Source organism: Bartonella sp. AC10YNML (assembly GCF_042196825.1).
In the GTDB taxonomy this organism is placed as follows: domain Bacteria; phylum Pseudomonadota; class Alphaproteobacteria; order Rhizobiales; family Rhizobiaceae; genus Bartonella.
Genome location: NZ_JBHIRA010000013.1, coordinates 1 through 14149 on the forward strand (window position 1 = coordinate 1; position 14149 = coordinate 14149).

The window sequence follows — 14149 nt, forward strand, 5'->3', positions numbered from 1 at the left end:
TAGTCTTCATATTTGCTCGTAGGCAATCCTTTTGTAGTTTTATTGAGTATGTTGTAAATGTTTGATGCGGTGACTTTACCCAAGCGTGCTTGGAACCATTCTGCTGTTCTTTGTTCCATCTCACACCGCCGTTCTTTGTTCTTGTGGTCCATATTCGATATCTTGGACGTGAATATATTCGGCATCTTGTATAGGCGCCTCTATTTGCTTTTGTTGTCGGAAAGATTGTTCTTTTTCATGCTGTCTCTTTTGCAAAACATCCAAAATCCTTTGTGCTACTTCATCAGGAAGATCTTCAAGCCTGTCGACTTGTGCATAATCAAGCACTTTTTCTTCTTCTGTTTGAGTGATGTTTATTAATTGTTTGATTTGCATAAGCACATCATAAGAAACTAACTTCGTTTGTACGTTATGGTTTGTTTCATTGATACGTTTTGCTTCATCTTCTTCATAAATACCGGAAAGCCCGAAAGCATAGCGAGCACACTGTATAGTGGCTTTATGACGCAACATACGGGCTGGGTATTTTTGCCAAGTGTCACTTTTTTGTTCGCATTCTTTGAGATATTCGGTGACTTCGATAGGGTCTTTAATGCCTTTGAGACGAATAGCACATTTGATAGCAATGAGATTCCCGTCTTTATCGAGTTGATCTTGAAAGGTCATGCCATCAAAGTCAGGATTTGATTTGATGATTTTTATCCAACCGTCGATAGAAACAACGGGTATGATGCCGCCGCCTTTTTTAGGGAGAGCATAGATTTCTTTTGTTAAAGGGTTAAGTCCATAAGTATTGGCAACAAAAAGAAAAACGGCAAATTCTGCATCAGAGATGGCATTAGCATTTTTATATCCAATACAAGTTTTTATGATTGTGGTTCGAAATTCTTCAGCAGAAAATCCATATTTTCCTGCCATTTCTTTTAAAAAAGTAGAATTTGTCATTATTGTTTCCTTGATTTGCGCGCAATTCCCCCGTGGCGTGAATCACGCTTGTGTTTAAAAATGGTTGGTTGTTAAATTTTTATGTCTTGAGGAATTCTCGTGTTTCCGCGAATATTAGCTAATCCACGAATTTCGGCATTTCTAAAGATCTTGACTGCGTCATAAATGCGAGCACTATCATAAACTTTTGCATCTCCAAAAATCTCAACATTTCCATAATTAATATCATCCTCATACATGAAATTGGAGCATGATATAATGACATCACCATAAACTTTAGCATTGTTATAAATGAGAGCAGGACCACAAATTATTGCGTTCCCATATACACGAGCATTGTCGTAAACATTGGCACTATTCTTTATTCGTGCATTCTCAAAAACTGCCGCGTCACCATAAATGAGTGCGCTATTGTAAACTTCTGCATCACCGTAAACATGAGATTTGTCGCGAACAACAGCATCACCAAAAACATGTGCACTACCAGAAACTTTGGCATTACCAAAAACAACAGCACGACTGTAAACTTGTGCATCAGAATAAACTGAAGCATTTCCACTAATACAGGCGCCATCAAATATCTTGGCATTATGAAAAATGGTAGCGCTTTCAAGCACCTTGGCATCATCATAGACCCAGCAATTGCCTTTATGACCTAAGTTATATTCCTTTTCAATAAAGCCACCAAGATCTCCTTTTTTGACATCATCAAAATCCCTTAAAGCACGAATACGGTGAAGAGTTTTTCCATCAAACTCAACTGTTTTATCAGTTAATTCGTATTTTTTTTCCATGGTTTATTGCCTCATGCCCGTTGTGATGATTTTATCATTGATGATCTCTGCGTTTCCATGAATAAATGCATCACCACAGATTTTGGCATTTCCCCCAACTTTTGCTCTGATGGAAATCAATGGACTGTCATAGATTTTAGCATTTCCATAAATTTCAGCTTTTCCACTAATAAATGCACCACCGGAAATTTGTGCATTTTCGTAGATTTGTGCACTGGCAAAAACACGAGCATGTCCAAAAATCTGCGCATTACCAAAAATATTAGTTTCTCCGGTAACAGATGCACTACCAAAAACACATGCATTTTCGTAAATATCAGCAATGTTATAAATATAAGCATCACCATAAACCTTGGCTTTGTCATAAACTCTTGCATAACCATCTACACGAGCATTCCCATAAACATGTGCATCATCAAAAACCTTGGCATAACCATAGACTTTTGCATCATCACCTACCCAGCAATTGCCATCATGACTTAGATTGTCTTCTTTCTCGATATAGCCTCCTAGGTTGCCTTTCTCGACATCACCAAAGTTTCTTAAAGCACGTATACGGTGAAGGATTTTGCCCCCAACTTCGATTGTTTCATCAGTCATTTCGTATTTTTTTTCCATGGTTTTACTCCTTTAAGTTAGATTCTGCCTTTGTCGTTCTTGCAAAAGAACGGCATTGCATTGTGTGGTGAACTTTTTGAAAAGGTGGCGTCTTTTAAAAACGCCTTTAGCTTTTAAAGCACATCACAAGGACGCAAACGGTGTTGTTTTTCGTAAGAACCATACATTGCATCATCATATTCGCGCTGTTTTATATCATCTAAAAAAAAACCGTATGCTGTGCTGTGTAGAATAAAATCGTGAGGAATGTTTCCGTTGAAACACTGCTCTTCACATTCTTTAAGATAGAATTCGGCAATATCTTCAGAGATATCTTCGCAACGATTAGTCGTTGGTTCTACGCGCAAAATTTGGACAGCATTATCGGTTTGGTCGATAAAATTGATAATGTCCTTTTCTTCTAATAAAGGACCAGATTTAGCGAGATTTTGTTCTTCATTTTCGCAGATGACTAAGAGAATTTCATCAGAATTTATAAACACTGGTTTATTCACAAATGCCTCCATACAGCCTATTGGCAAAAGTTATTTTCTAAGATATGGGATATTTGATACCAAAACGGTAATTTAAAGTCAATACCAAAATGGTTATTTTTTATTTTTTATTTTTTATGAGTAGAAAAAATGGATGAAAAATGGTCAATTAATACGCAAATATTAGAACTATGGAATAAATTGACAGAAGATGAAAAAAGAGAGTTTATTCTTTTTTATCTTGATAAAATGAAGAAAGGAGATCAAGAAGTTTAACCTTATTATCGTAGCTTAGATGCTCTAACATATCTTCAATTTGTTCATCTAAGCTATTAGGCTTATTTCCTGAAAACAACAGTTGTTTTGGGGTAATTTTTAAGTGTGGTGCCAAACGTACAGCCCACTCTTTTGTTAATTTTCGTTGTCCATTTTCTAAACGAAAAATTTGTGGCTGACTAGTTCCTACCAATTCGGCTAATTCTTTTGAAGTTAAACCTACTTTTTGTCTGAAAAATTTCAAATTATTCATGATTCTTATCCTAATAAAAAAAAATATCCTTTCAAATGCCAATATGGTAAAATGCGCTTGTTTTAATAATACCGATATGGTATAAAGAGGAATGTCTAAACTAAAACTGTATTTATCAAAGAATAATATTACTTATGCCGAGTTTGCGATTTTGGTAGGTGTTACGCAAGCATCTATAGCACGCTATGTGAATAAGAAGCGATTTCCACATCCTAGGATAATACAAAAAATAGCAGAAGTTACTGATAATTACATAAGTCCTAGCGATTGGTATCAAGAGAATTTTTCTTCAATTTCTAAAAGCCGCGTTGTTGATCAGACGGGCGATAGATTGCAGCATTAAGGAGATCAAAATGAGTTCGAATGAAATTTTATGGATAGCAGTGGTTTCAGTTTTGCTCTTAAGCGGAGTGATGTTTCGTATTGCATTGCATTATCGCGATCAAGTTAAAGCACTTAAAGAGCAGGTTCAAGATATTAAGAAAAAAATGAAAGAGAATGAGTTTAGGTATTTAAAGGAAAGCAAGCAGACAATTGATGAATGTGATGCGGATCTTGAAGAACGTGACAAGGAAATTAAAGAACTGAAGCAAGAGATAGAAGAACTAAAACAAAAGATAGATGCGTACCGAGAAGATTTTAAACGGAAAAGTGAAAAGATACGGACACTAAAAGAAGATGTGCAATCACGTGATACGGAAATTAAAGAACTGAAGCAAGAGATAGAAGAACTAAAACAAAAGATAGATGCGTACCGAGAAGATTTTAAACGGAAAAGTGAAAAGATACGGACACTAAAAGAAGATGTGCAATCACGTGATACGGAAATTAAACAACTGAAGCAAAAGATAGAAGAACGTGACGACAAGGAAATTGAAGAACGTGACAAGGAAATTAAACAACTGAAGCAAGAGCTTAAGCCGCGTGATGAAGCAGTAAAAGCGCCGCCTCATAAGAATAAGAAGAAAAGTAAGTGAGGAGAGAGATGGCATCAACAATGGCAGTTTACATTTCTATGGCGGTCAATATTCAATTAGCGGTACAACTTTATCTATTTTATAAAGAATTACAAATAGTTAAAAAGGAAATAATTAGGAAAAATGAAAAAATATGGAGGCAAGAAGAGGAAATCCAAAGATTATCTTATCCTAGCATGTTCTCTTCTTCAAAAGATAGAAAAAATTCTGGCCAAAACTTAGTTTGAACTACTCTTTCTGGGTGATTTGATGAAGTGTGTTCAATTATAAAGATTGGTACAGTTTCGATATTTGGTTTGAGGTGGCGAACTGTGAGAAGAAATAGTCTTTCTTCATCTTCCTTTAGATTAAAATAATTGCATATATCTTGCGATTTTAAGTCTGCTGTAAAAGGATTTTTAAAACTCATATATTTTTCGTTTTCGAGGATTAAAGATAACGGATAATTTCCTAGAAAAGCACCTTCAACAAATGCAAATGGACTTTCATCAGGTATACGAAAATTATTCATTTTTATTGAATGTTTTGTAGGATTTTTTATGATTACTGTTATGTCAATAAGGAAATCTTTACCCTTTTTATATGCGTGTGGTTCCTCCTCTATAAAAACCTCTAGATTTGGTCCTAAGTCTCGTCTCTCTTTTTCTTTCCATAAGATGGATAGATGTTCTTTTGCTGTTTCAGATTGTTCTTGTAGTTGTCTTAGTTGTTTATTGAAATTTATAAGATCTATTTTTCGATTTCTACAACCTAACCATATTCCAAAAAATGAGATGAAAGTTGGTACTATTAATGAAATAATATCAATCACATCTTTATCTATTTGCATACTTCTTACACCCTTCTTTTCTTCATTTTTAGAAAAAAACAATCTTATAAAACACATTTTGTATGGAGCGGCGCGGTGATTAACACGATTCTTTGTTTTGATCTAGGTACGAAGATGGGGTGGGCGATACGAGGGGGAAATGGTCATATATTCAGTGGTACGATGAGTTTGCAACCCCGTCGTTTTGAAGGCGGCGGAATGCGTTATTTACGCTTTAAGCAATGGCTTACAGAAATAAAGCATACAGCAGGTGATATTGACGCGGTGTATTTTGAAGAGGTGAGGCGTCATAAAGGTACAGATGCCGCGCATGTTTACGGCGGTTTGTTAGCAACGTTAACGGTGTGGTGTGAACAGCATCAGATACCGTATGAGGGGATACCAGTAAGTACGATTAAGAAAGCGATGACGGGGAAGGGGAATGCGTCGAAAGAAGAGATGATAGAGGCAATGTGTCTTAAAGGATACAAGCCATGTGATGATAATGAAGCAGATGCTTTAGCAATTTTACATTTAGTTAAAGAAAGGGAGATCTCAAATGATGTCCAACAATAAAGTGGCGTTTGTAAAATTTAATACAGATCAGTTTTTAAAAGAGCTTACAAGTTTAAAAGCGACAGAGAAGGCTGTTTATACAACACTTGTGTTGCTAATGAATAATAGAAAAGCGCCTCTTATCAATTATGCGTCTTGTTTATCGGGTTGGTGTGGGTGTTCAGTGCAAACGTTTAAAAAGGCGTTAGAAACTTTAATAATGATGGGTCTTATTACGCGTTTAGAGAATAGGCGCTTATGGCATAAGTCATTAGCTTTTGATCAAAGTGTTCAAAGAAAATATTCAGAAAGAGCTTCAAAAGCCGCTTTAGCAAGGTGGAGTAAGAAAAGAGAGGAGGCAATACATGTCCAGTAAATTACCATGGACGAGGCTTTTTGCAGACAAGTGGCTACTTGATCTTGCTTGTTTACCCGCAATTGAAGGCAATGTTTATATGCGATTGCGATTGCAAATGTTGCGTACTAGAGAGCCTCTTGTAAATGATGCGCAAATATTATCTCATTTTACGTGTTGCTCAGTAAAAAGATTTCAGAAGGCATTAGATTACTTATTTAGATCTGGACACATTATTCTTTCAGAAGATGGTCATTTGTGGTGTTCAGATGTTGAAGAAGAATTAAAAGAAGCAGCTTTTATTGAAGAGCAGGAGGGTAATTATGGCAAATAAATTACCTTGGGTACGTAATTTTTATCAAGAGTGGATTATGGACTTTGCTGGCACTGATGCAGCAGAAAAAGCCACTTATAGTACACTCACTGCTTTTATGTATAGAACTTGTGAACCTCTTTATGATGATGTCTCTGTTTTAGCACGTGCTGTTGGCTGTTCAGTACAAACTTTTAAAAAATCATTAGAAAAACTCATTCGAAAAAAATTAATTATCCGCTTGGAAAATGGAAATTTATGGAGTGCACAAGTTGAAGAAGAGTTACTAAATTGCAATGAGAATTTAGAAAAATCTTCAGAAAAGGCATCAAAAGCAGCAAAAGCTAGATGGGATAAAAACAAAGATAAAAGTAATGATGATGCACGTGCAATGCATGAGCAATGCACAAGCAATGCATACGCAATGCACGAGCAATGCTTGGAAATGCACAATAACATTAACATTAACAATAACAAAAAAAATAAAAATATTATTTTATCAAAAAGAGAAATTGATTTTGAAAATTTAGAAACAAACGATTTTGTTGAAAAGGCAATCGAGTGTGATGATGTTCAATCAGAACAAATCAAAACGATAGAAACCAAACAACCAATCATTCACGAGCAAAATACCAACACTTCAAACAATGCTAACAACCGATGGCAAATTGACGAAGCGATGATTGAGAAATTGCCTTCACGAAAAGTTAAAAAGGTTGGAAAACAACTTTCAGAAATCGTTGATAAGATAATGCCTGCTTATTTTCCAGAGAAAGCAAACTTTTTTGAAGGAACAAAGAAAATAAGGGAAAAACAAGAAGTTGAAAGAATACTAGAAGATTTCAAACCCGATTTTCAATACGCAACTGAACAAGGATTAACGCATGATGAAGCCTTATCAGAATTTGAAAAATTTGTACGCTTTTCAAAAAACAATCCATGTCGAAATGCAAATGAACGCGATTGGCAAAGCGCTTGGGATAATTGGATTACGCATCCAGAATATGGATTGGTAATTAAGAAACACAAAAAATCAGAAGTGAAAAAACTATATGAAAGCGCATGTTATAAACCACCGTCAAACAATTTCGCAAATAACCTTTCAGAAAGCTTCAATCAACTTGCAACAGCGATCTACGCTTAAAGACACTTATGGATCCGAAAAAAACAGCAAAGTAGTGAAGTTTGCTGATGATTTTGAGAATAGATATGCGTTTAAATTGACAGAAAGGCACCGTACAGAGCGATTTAAATATTTTGTGATAAAAACCACATTGAAATTAAAAATGCTTCTGTACGGTCCATTTTGAGGCAAATAAACCCATTGGTAAAGTTATGGATTTAGATAGGGGATATTAAACCAAATGTTTTTAAAAAAACGTAAACAGAAGGGGGAAAAAAAGTTCGTTGCAACAGCGGTTGGATATGCACCATGGGGATTAGGGGTAGCAGAGTATTTTTACAATCTTTACGAATATGATGATGGTACAAGAGAATATGAAGAATTTGATGGTGGTCAGTATCATGAGATACCTGAGAATGTTGATATTCGATATCATATCAAAAAACACAATAAAGTCAATAGGTTGTGTGAAGTTATTTTATATGAATCCACTTAAGAATCCACACTTTTATACGTGATTCATTTGACTATTTTTTATATAAGATTGCCATGTATGAATAGACCATAAAAAGCAAATCATAATGTAAATATTATAACGCATGTAAAAGTTCAAATAAAATGAAAAGCCGATATCATTCATAACAGTTCATAAATTTTATGATACGTTTTTATCACAGCACAAATCACATTGTTTTAAATTTAGTCGTTTGAAAATATCGATAACATACGTTTAAAGATCACATCTTGTTTTAAAGATTGGATTGTTAATCACATAAAAGAGCAAATTAACATTCGCCAAAATTGGCGAGCGCAAAATAGAGAGCTGTCATAACAGCATCATCATAACACCGAACATTTTAAAGATTGCATAAAAGGATTTAAAGACAAGATCGATTTTATAACCACGGTATTTTTTTACCGAGGTAGGAAATAAAGGTCATGAAATTCAAAATGCTATATCTTATGAAATGAAAAGCCTTTTAATGAATAGATTGCAGGCTAGTCTTTAAGAATGGAACTATTCGCTTCCACAAAAAAATGGAGGCAAATAATGCCATGGCAGTAGAATAACTATCTACTTTAGATTTGGTACTAAAAACGTTTTAAAAGTTATAGTTTAAAAATACGAAACCAAATGAGCTCTTTCCAAATTTGGGGGCAGCTATTAAGACAAAGATAAGCAAACAAACTTCAAAACCATTGTAACATCATAAGGTATGGGTTTTTACTCAATTTTGAGTCAAAAGCTGTAATATTTAAGAATGCTCTATTCTAAGATAACATCCCCAAAATGGACCGGCTAATATTTAAAGAAATTAGGTTTTAATGAAAAGTACAAATACGCTTATGAGAACCTCTTTAAGTGCACGTTTAAACGTTTGAAACATAAAATGAGATCTTTATAAGAAACGTTAAAACTTTTTTTTATAACAGTTATAACTTAGTTATCATTTGCTCTTAAAAACGTTTCATTTATGAGAAAACTAAGATTTAGCTTTCACAGCAGAGCAAAATCTTAAAAACCTTACACTTTATAAAAGCGTTTGTTTATTTATCTTATGAAAAGCTGCTTTTAAAAACCAACGCTTCCAAATGTAAAAAGAACGTTTTTTGCAGATATTTATTGAATATGCATTTGCTTTTGATTGGATTGTTAAAGCTACCGAGCATTTTGATTTGTTTGATACGTTTGATAGCCATAACAAGCGTTATAGGCTCTCTCATTCAAATGAGTGATTAAAGATCATACGCACATTTACATTCCTTTTGATAAGTTTTCATATCTCTCATAGAGCGCTTGCAATATGATACGTTTTGTATATATGCATTCATTACTCCATTGTGGATGATTCATTTTAATCAATAAGAAACGCTATTTGAAAGCCGCGTCATATCATTTGACACGGCTTTTTTTATGTTACTCTCTCTTTTATGATATGTTTATAGCAATGCATTTTATATGCGTTTATACACCATAAAGAAAGCACGCCCCCCACGCCGTTCTTTATTCTGTTTTATCAGTTATATTGACAACATTATCCCTTTCATACACCTCACAATTTTTTGGAACCAACCTTACTTTGCTTTTTTTATTGATTTTTGCATTGCCATAAACACGCCCCCAGATCGTTGCACAATATGAGATTTTAGCATTGCCATAAACAGAGCCATAAATCTCACAAGAGCCACTCACACAAGCATTTCCATAAACCTTGCCATAAATTTTAGCACGACCATTAATAACAGCATAATTATAAACTTTTGCATGGCTATAAATGCAAGCAGAGCCACAAACCTTGGCATGACCATAGACGCGTGCATAACTAAAAACCGTAGCATCATAAGAAACATGCGCATGATCATAAATATGAGCATCAGCAAGAATGCGGGCACTACCATTCACATGAGCATACCCATAAACATTGCCATAAACATGAGCATTGCCATAGACAAAAGCATGGTCATAAACTTTAGCATATTGAGAGATAAAAGCCTTTCCATAGACTTCAGCATTGCCATAAACTTGACCACAGACTTGAGAAAAATGGCGTATTTTTGCATTTTCATACACTCTTGCATGACCATAGACACAAGCATCATCATACACCCAGCAATTACCATCATGGGATAGGTTAACTTCCTTTTCAATAAAGCCGCCTAAAGACCCCGCCTGTACATCATCAAAATCTTTTAAAGCTTTAATGCGATAAAGGTTTATAATATTTCGAGTAAGAGCATGTTTGATTTTTTTGATTTCACTGGTTAATTCGTATTTTTTGCACATAGAGATACCCTCACAATTTAATGTGATAAACATTTGATAAAATTTGGAATGGGAAAATTTGAAAGAGGGGCGCCCCCGCCGCGCCCGCCGCTGCTTTATTAATTAGACCCAGACAATCTCTAATTCACCATAAGGAGAGAGACGTTCAGTATAGGTTTTTATTTTAGTAGACCCGCCGACATTTTCACGAATAACAGCAATGCCATGAATATTGGCATTTTCATAAACATGCACGTTATTTGCTATACGAGCATTTTCATAAACCCTAGCATTGTCATAAACCCGCGCATGACCATAGATATGACCACAAGTGACAGCATTGCCAAAAACTCTTGCATTTTCATAAACGTGACCATTTTTAAACACAAGAGCCTCATCATACACCCAGCAATTGCCATCATGAGAGAGGTTATCTTCCTTTTCAATAAAGCTCCCTAAAGTACCTGCTTTGATATCAGCAAAATCTTTTAATGCTTTAATACGGTAGAGAACATGTTTACCAAATACACGCGTTTCATTTGTGAGTGCAAACTTCTTTTGCATGAGCACAATTCCTTTATAGAGATTTAAATTTTTAAATGAGATGTTTAAAGGAGGGCGCCCCCGCCGCGCCCGCGCGTGTCATTTACGCAGCATCACTTTCATATTCGCTGTCATTATCATCGTCATAATACCCTTCAAAATCAGCATAATACTCATGACGATAATAATCATCTTCGCTCCCAAACTCAGGATATGCATCATCACAGATATCTTCATTAGCTGTTAAAGAGGCATTGCTATGAATATATGAAGAACCAGAGATAAGAGCATCACAAATAACGGCATCATCAAAAACACGTGATTCATCACAAATGTAAGCAGAGCCACTTATTTTTGCATTGCCTCCGACATGAGCATCATCACAAATGACAGCATTATCGGAAATATGAGCATGATCAGTGACACGGGCGTTATCATAAATTTGTGCATTGCCTTCAATTACAACGGCGTTGCTAGCATGCGCATTACCAGACAGTTTTGCATTGTCCTTTAATGTCATACCTTCAAAAATAGCATTCCCATAAATTTGCGCATTACCATAGACATCAACAAAAAAGCTTTTTACTTTAGCATTTCCAAAGACGCGTGCATTTTGAAAGACCCGAGCTTTATTATACACCCAGCAATTACCTTCATGAGATAAGTTGCTTTCATTTTCAATATACCCCCCTAAATCGCCTTTTTTGACATCATCAAAATCTCTTAAGGCTCTAATTCGAGTTAAGAAATGACCATCGATATATTCACAATCATCAATAAATTCATATTTTTTTGCAGGCTCTTGTTTATTAACAGATGCAGTTTCATTTGCAATGTTAGAGAGAACGGGGGTGTTGTTTGATATATTTGTCATATTTAAAACCTTATCATAAAATTGTTTTTCAATTGACAGCTTATAAAAGCATCGGGTGTTGAAAAACACGGTGATAAGTCCGTTGCTTACACTTTTCCCATAAGGGTATTGTATGATGTAAGCACACCCGACAAAATCATCATATATGCTAATCACAGCATAAAAGATAGCCAGTTTTTTAAAGACTTTGGAAAGGCTGTTTCGTAGCCAATCCGCTTATCACAAAGTGTTTTTCAATCACTTGATTATTTATATAACAAAATACGTATTTATTGTCAAATAATATTTTATCTTTTTTGATATTTTTTCTTATTTTTTAAATACGTTGTGTATTGATAATATCTTATGCTTATGAATTGCTTATTTTATATTTATATGCGTTTAAAGCTATATTACGGGCTTTGTGAAACGATTGCGTATTTTCTGAATCTATACATTTATAATATTTTAGAAACGCTTTCATTATGCGTATTTTAAACTTTATAACCTATCAATTTTGTCACTAAATGGCTTTTAAGATTTCTGTTAATTTCTTTTAATAACACATTTTAGACTTAACAGCCTTTATAGGGACTGTCTTTATAAACAAATGCTTTCATTTGCATTTTTGCTTTCTCTATAGTTGTTATGTTCTTTATAGCCATGGCATCATTTTTTATTTTCATAAGAGAAATGATAAATAGGATAATTGTGATTTATAGACTGTTATGAAAACACTTATGAAAACATCTAAAGAGAGAATGGTAATTATAGAGATGAGAAAAATCCCTTTTAATAAACTTTTGTCATTTTTGTCAGTTCTTTTTAGAACCTATATCATTTTTTTTAAATGAGAGAAAATTAAAATCATTATATTTCAATAAGTTAATTTTTATGAATTTTTCAAAATACAACTTATTAAAACAGCCATAACAAATAAATACAACTGTAAATATATATTTGTCAGTTTATGTCAGTACATTGAATCGACAAAAGTGATCATTTAGTGAATGATTAAAACATGTCTTATGAGAGTATGTGATCTTTTAAAGCCTTTCAAAAGAAAGGGATTATAATCATAATAAATGCTATCAAGACCATTATGGTTATGAGTTTTGGAGGTGCTTTTTACGCCCCCCTTTACATATTTTTCAATAAAAAATAAAAATCATTATATTTCAATATGTTATTTTTTATCAATTTTTCAAAAAACAACCTATATCAATAGTACAACCTATAAATTCAACTAATGCTCTATGTTTTGTAAGGGTTTTGGGGGGGTAGAAACATTCAAAACCTATAAGTAATATAAGAAAATGAATATACATAACCCTCTTTAAATAAAGCTTCTGATAACAATAAAGCACTCATTTTAGATTACGGTTTAATCTTTTAAAGGCAATGTAAATAAGAGTATCTAAAAGTGCAAGTTTCTTCTTTTTAAATAACGTATGATAAATTATCCTTTTAAAGATTGTATGTCAGCAATTTATAAAAGGGATATAAGAACCTATAGGTATAAAACCTTATACCCCTTATGAGTTTATCATATCCATTATGTGAGCATGCTTTTAAGTTATTCAGTTTCTCTTATTTTCAATTTTGGTAGGTTCTTAACAATTTTCATTGTCTCTAAACTTATGGAAATAACTCTAGAGGGTAGGCAGGGTTGCCAATGGTTTCAACAGCATAACGATTGGCATCATTAACAATGCCACTCTTTTTATCAGTCTTAACACATTGACGCCCCATAACCCATTCAAGAGCGGATTTACCATTAACGATATACTCACAAGCGTCAAGAGGGATATCTGTTATTGTGATATTGTTATTATAAATAACAGTGGTTTTATCTTTCTCTTTACCTGTTTTTGCGAATTTCATTTCAGTCACGTAATAGAATTTTTCTGGATTAGAGATCTCTGTAACTTTTGGATTACCTTTTTTAAAGGTTACGCGATAAGGTTTTACAGTTTCATAATTCACGTGCAAATGATCCAGTTCACGCCCTGTTACAACAGAGCTCCGTTTTCGTATAAGGGGTTTAAGTCTCTTCAAAAGAATTAAAATGAAGCTTATTAAATCCATTTTGAACGAATTGAGAAAAAATGCAGAAAAATGCTAAAAAAGCCGATAATTTTTTCAAAAGAGTTTTTTAAATGCTGTTTATCCGCAGCCCATGAGAGAGATCAGATCAGCAAAATAGTGAAATTTGCTGTTTATTTTATGGAAAAAAGACAAATGAAGCATGTGCTTTTAAAATATCATAATGATTATTTTGATAGGTTTTATGAGTCACTAAAATAATCTAGTTTGTTAGTTCAATTTACAGACACAAACTGACAAATATATATTATTGATTGTATTTAAGGTTGTATTGTCGATATAGGTTGTATCGTTAAAATACTAACCTATTGAAATATAATGTTTTTAATTTTCTCTCATTTAAAAAAAATAATATAGGAGCTAGAATGAACTGACAAGACTGACAAAACTCTT

Annotated in this window: 15 protein-coding genes and 3 pseudogenes; 7 read left to right on the forward strand and 11 right to left on the reverse strand. The window is 33.8% G+C overall.

The genetic code is table 11. The annotated features are described in order from the left end of the window. The 6 genes and pseudogenes from ACFINA_RS07035 to ACFINA_RS07060 all read right to left on the reverse strand — a co-directional run. A pseudogene (locus ACFINA_RS07035) lies at positions 1-119 on the reverse strand (exonuclease); the annotation flags it as partial. Position 120: 1 nt separating this feature from the next. After that, entirely contained in the window at positions 121-945 is an 825-nt protein-coding gene (bet, locus tag ACFINA_RS07040) for a phage recombination protein Bet (RefSeq protein ID WP_375615298.1), read from the reverse strand. 71 nt (positions 946-1016) lie between these two features. Continuing rightward, positions 1017-1739 (reverse strand): hypothetical protein, encoded by a 723-nt coding sequence (locus ACFINA_RS07045; protein ID WP_375615299.1) that lies wholly within the window; start codon positions 1737-1739, stop codon positions 1017-1019. 3 nt (positions 1740-1742) lie between these two features. Continuing rightward, entirely contained in the window at positions 1743-2357 is a 615-nt protein-coding gene (locus ACFINA_RS07050) for a hypothetical protein (protein ID WP_375615300.1), read from the reverse strand. A gap of 113 nt (positions 2358-2470) precedes the next feature. Then, on the reverse strand, positions 2471-2851 hold the full coding sequence (locus ACFINA_RS07055; protein WP_375615301.1) for a hypothetical protein: 381 nt from the start codon (positions 2849-2851) through the stop codon (positions 2471-2473). A gap of 205 nt (positions 2852-3056) precedes the next feature. Further along, positions 3057-3359, reverse strand: a complete 303-nt coding sequence (locus ACFINA_RS07060; RefSeq protein ID WP_100128398.1) for a helix-turn-helix domain-containing protein — start codon at positions 3357-3359, stop codon at positions 3057-3059. A 91-nt stretch (positions 3360-3450) separates the two neighbouring features. Between ACFINA_RS07060 and ACFINA_RS07065 the strand changes: the two genes are divergently transcribed. Together ACFINA_RS07065 and ACFINA_RS07070 are read left to right on the forward strand one after the other, a co-directional pair. Then, positions 3451-3702, forward strand: a complete 252-nt coding sequence (locus ACFINA_RS07065; protein ID WP_375615302.1) for a helix-turn-helix domain-containing protein — start codon at positions 3451-3453, stop codon at positions 3700-3702. A gap of 10 nt (positions 3703-3712) precedes the next feature. Beyond that, on the forward strand, positions 3713-4336 hold the full coding sequence (locus tag ACFINA_RS07070; RefSeq protein WP_375615303.1) for a hypothetical protein: 624 nt from the start codon (positions 3713-3715) through the stop codon (positions 4334-4336). Between the two features lie 166 nt (positions 4337-4502). Here ACFINA_RS07070 and ACFINA_RS07075 read toward each other — a convergent pair whose 3' ends face one another. Further along, a complete protein-coding gene (locus ACFINA_RS07075) occupies positions 4503-5165 on the reverse strand; it encodes a hypothetical protein (RefSeq protein ID WP_375615304.1) in 663 nt (220 codons plus the stop codon). A 75-nt stretch (positions 5166-5240) separates the two neighbouring features. Here ACFINA_RS07075 and ACFINA_RS07080 point away from each other — a divergent pair, with 75 nt between their 5' ends. The 5 genes and pseudogenes from ACFINA_RS07080 to ACFINA_RS07100 all read left to right on the forward strand — a co-directional run. Further along, the gene (locus ACFINA_RS07080; protein ID WP_375615305.1) at positions 5241-5720 is read left to right on the forward strand and encodes a crossover junction endodeoxyribonuclease RuvC; all 480 of its coding nucleotides are present in this window, start codon (positions 5241-5243) and stop codon (positions 5718-5720) included. Next, on the forward strand, positions 5704-6075 hold the full coding sequence (locus ACFINA_RS07085) for a DUF1376 domain-containing protein (RefSeq protein ID WP_375615306.1): 372 nt from the start codon (positions 5704-5706) through the stop codon (positions 6073-6075). Before ACFINA_RS07080 ends, ACFINA_RS07085 begins: the two co-directional genes overlap by 17 nt. Continuing rightward, the gene (locus tag ACFINA_RS07090) at positions 6065-6388 is read left to right on the forward strand and encodes a hypothetical protein (protein ID WP_375615307.1); all 324 of its coding nucleotides are present in this window, start codon (positions 6065-6067) and stop codon (positions 6386-6388) included. Before ACFINA_RS07085 ends, ACFINA_RS07090 begins: the two co-directional genes overlap by 11 nt. Beyond that, positions 6378-7511 (forward strand): DUF1376 domain-containing protein, encoded by a 1134-nt coding sequence (locus tag ACFINA_RS07095; RefSeq protein ID WP_375615308.1) that lies wholly within the window; start codon positions 6378-6380, stop codon positions 7509-7511. The genes ACFINA_RS07090 and ACFINA_RS07095 overlap by 11 nt, the downstream gene beginning before the upstream one ends. A 220-nt stretch (positions 7512-7731) precedes the next feature. Next, positions 7732-7914 (forward strand): annotated as a pseudogene (locus ACFINA_RS07100) (hypothetical protein); the annotation flags it as partial. Between the two features lie 1581 nt (positions 7915-9495). Here ACFINA_RS07100 and ACFINA_RS07105 read toward each other — a convergent pair. The 4 genes and pseudogenes from ACFINA_RS07105 to ACFINA_RS07120 form a co-directional block, all read right to left on the reverse strand. Further along, positions 9496-10275, reverse strand: coding sequence for a hypothetical protein (locus ACFINA_RS07105; protein ID WP_375609541.1), 780 nt, complete (start codon positions 10273-10275; stop codon positions 9496-9498). 102 nt (positions 10276-10377) lie between these two features. After that, positions 10378-10818, reverse strand: coding sequence for a hypothetical protein (locus ACFINA_RS07110; protein ID WP_375615309.1), 441 nt, complete (start codon positions 10816-10818; stop codon positions 10378-10380). 82 nt (positions 10819-10900) lie between these two features. Next, entirely contained in the window at positions 10901-11671 is a 771-nt protein-coding gene (locus ACFINA_RS07115; RefSeq protein WP_375615310.1) for a hypothetical protein, read from the reverse strand. 1555 nt (positions 11672-13226) lie between these two features. Next, positions 13227-13669, reverse strand: a pseudogene (locus ACFINA_RS07120) (type ISP restriction/modification enzyme); the annotation flags it as partial. Positions 13670-14149: the final 480 nt, after the last annotated feature.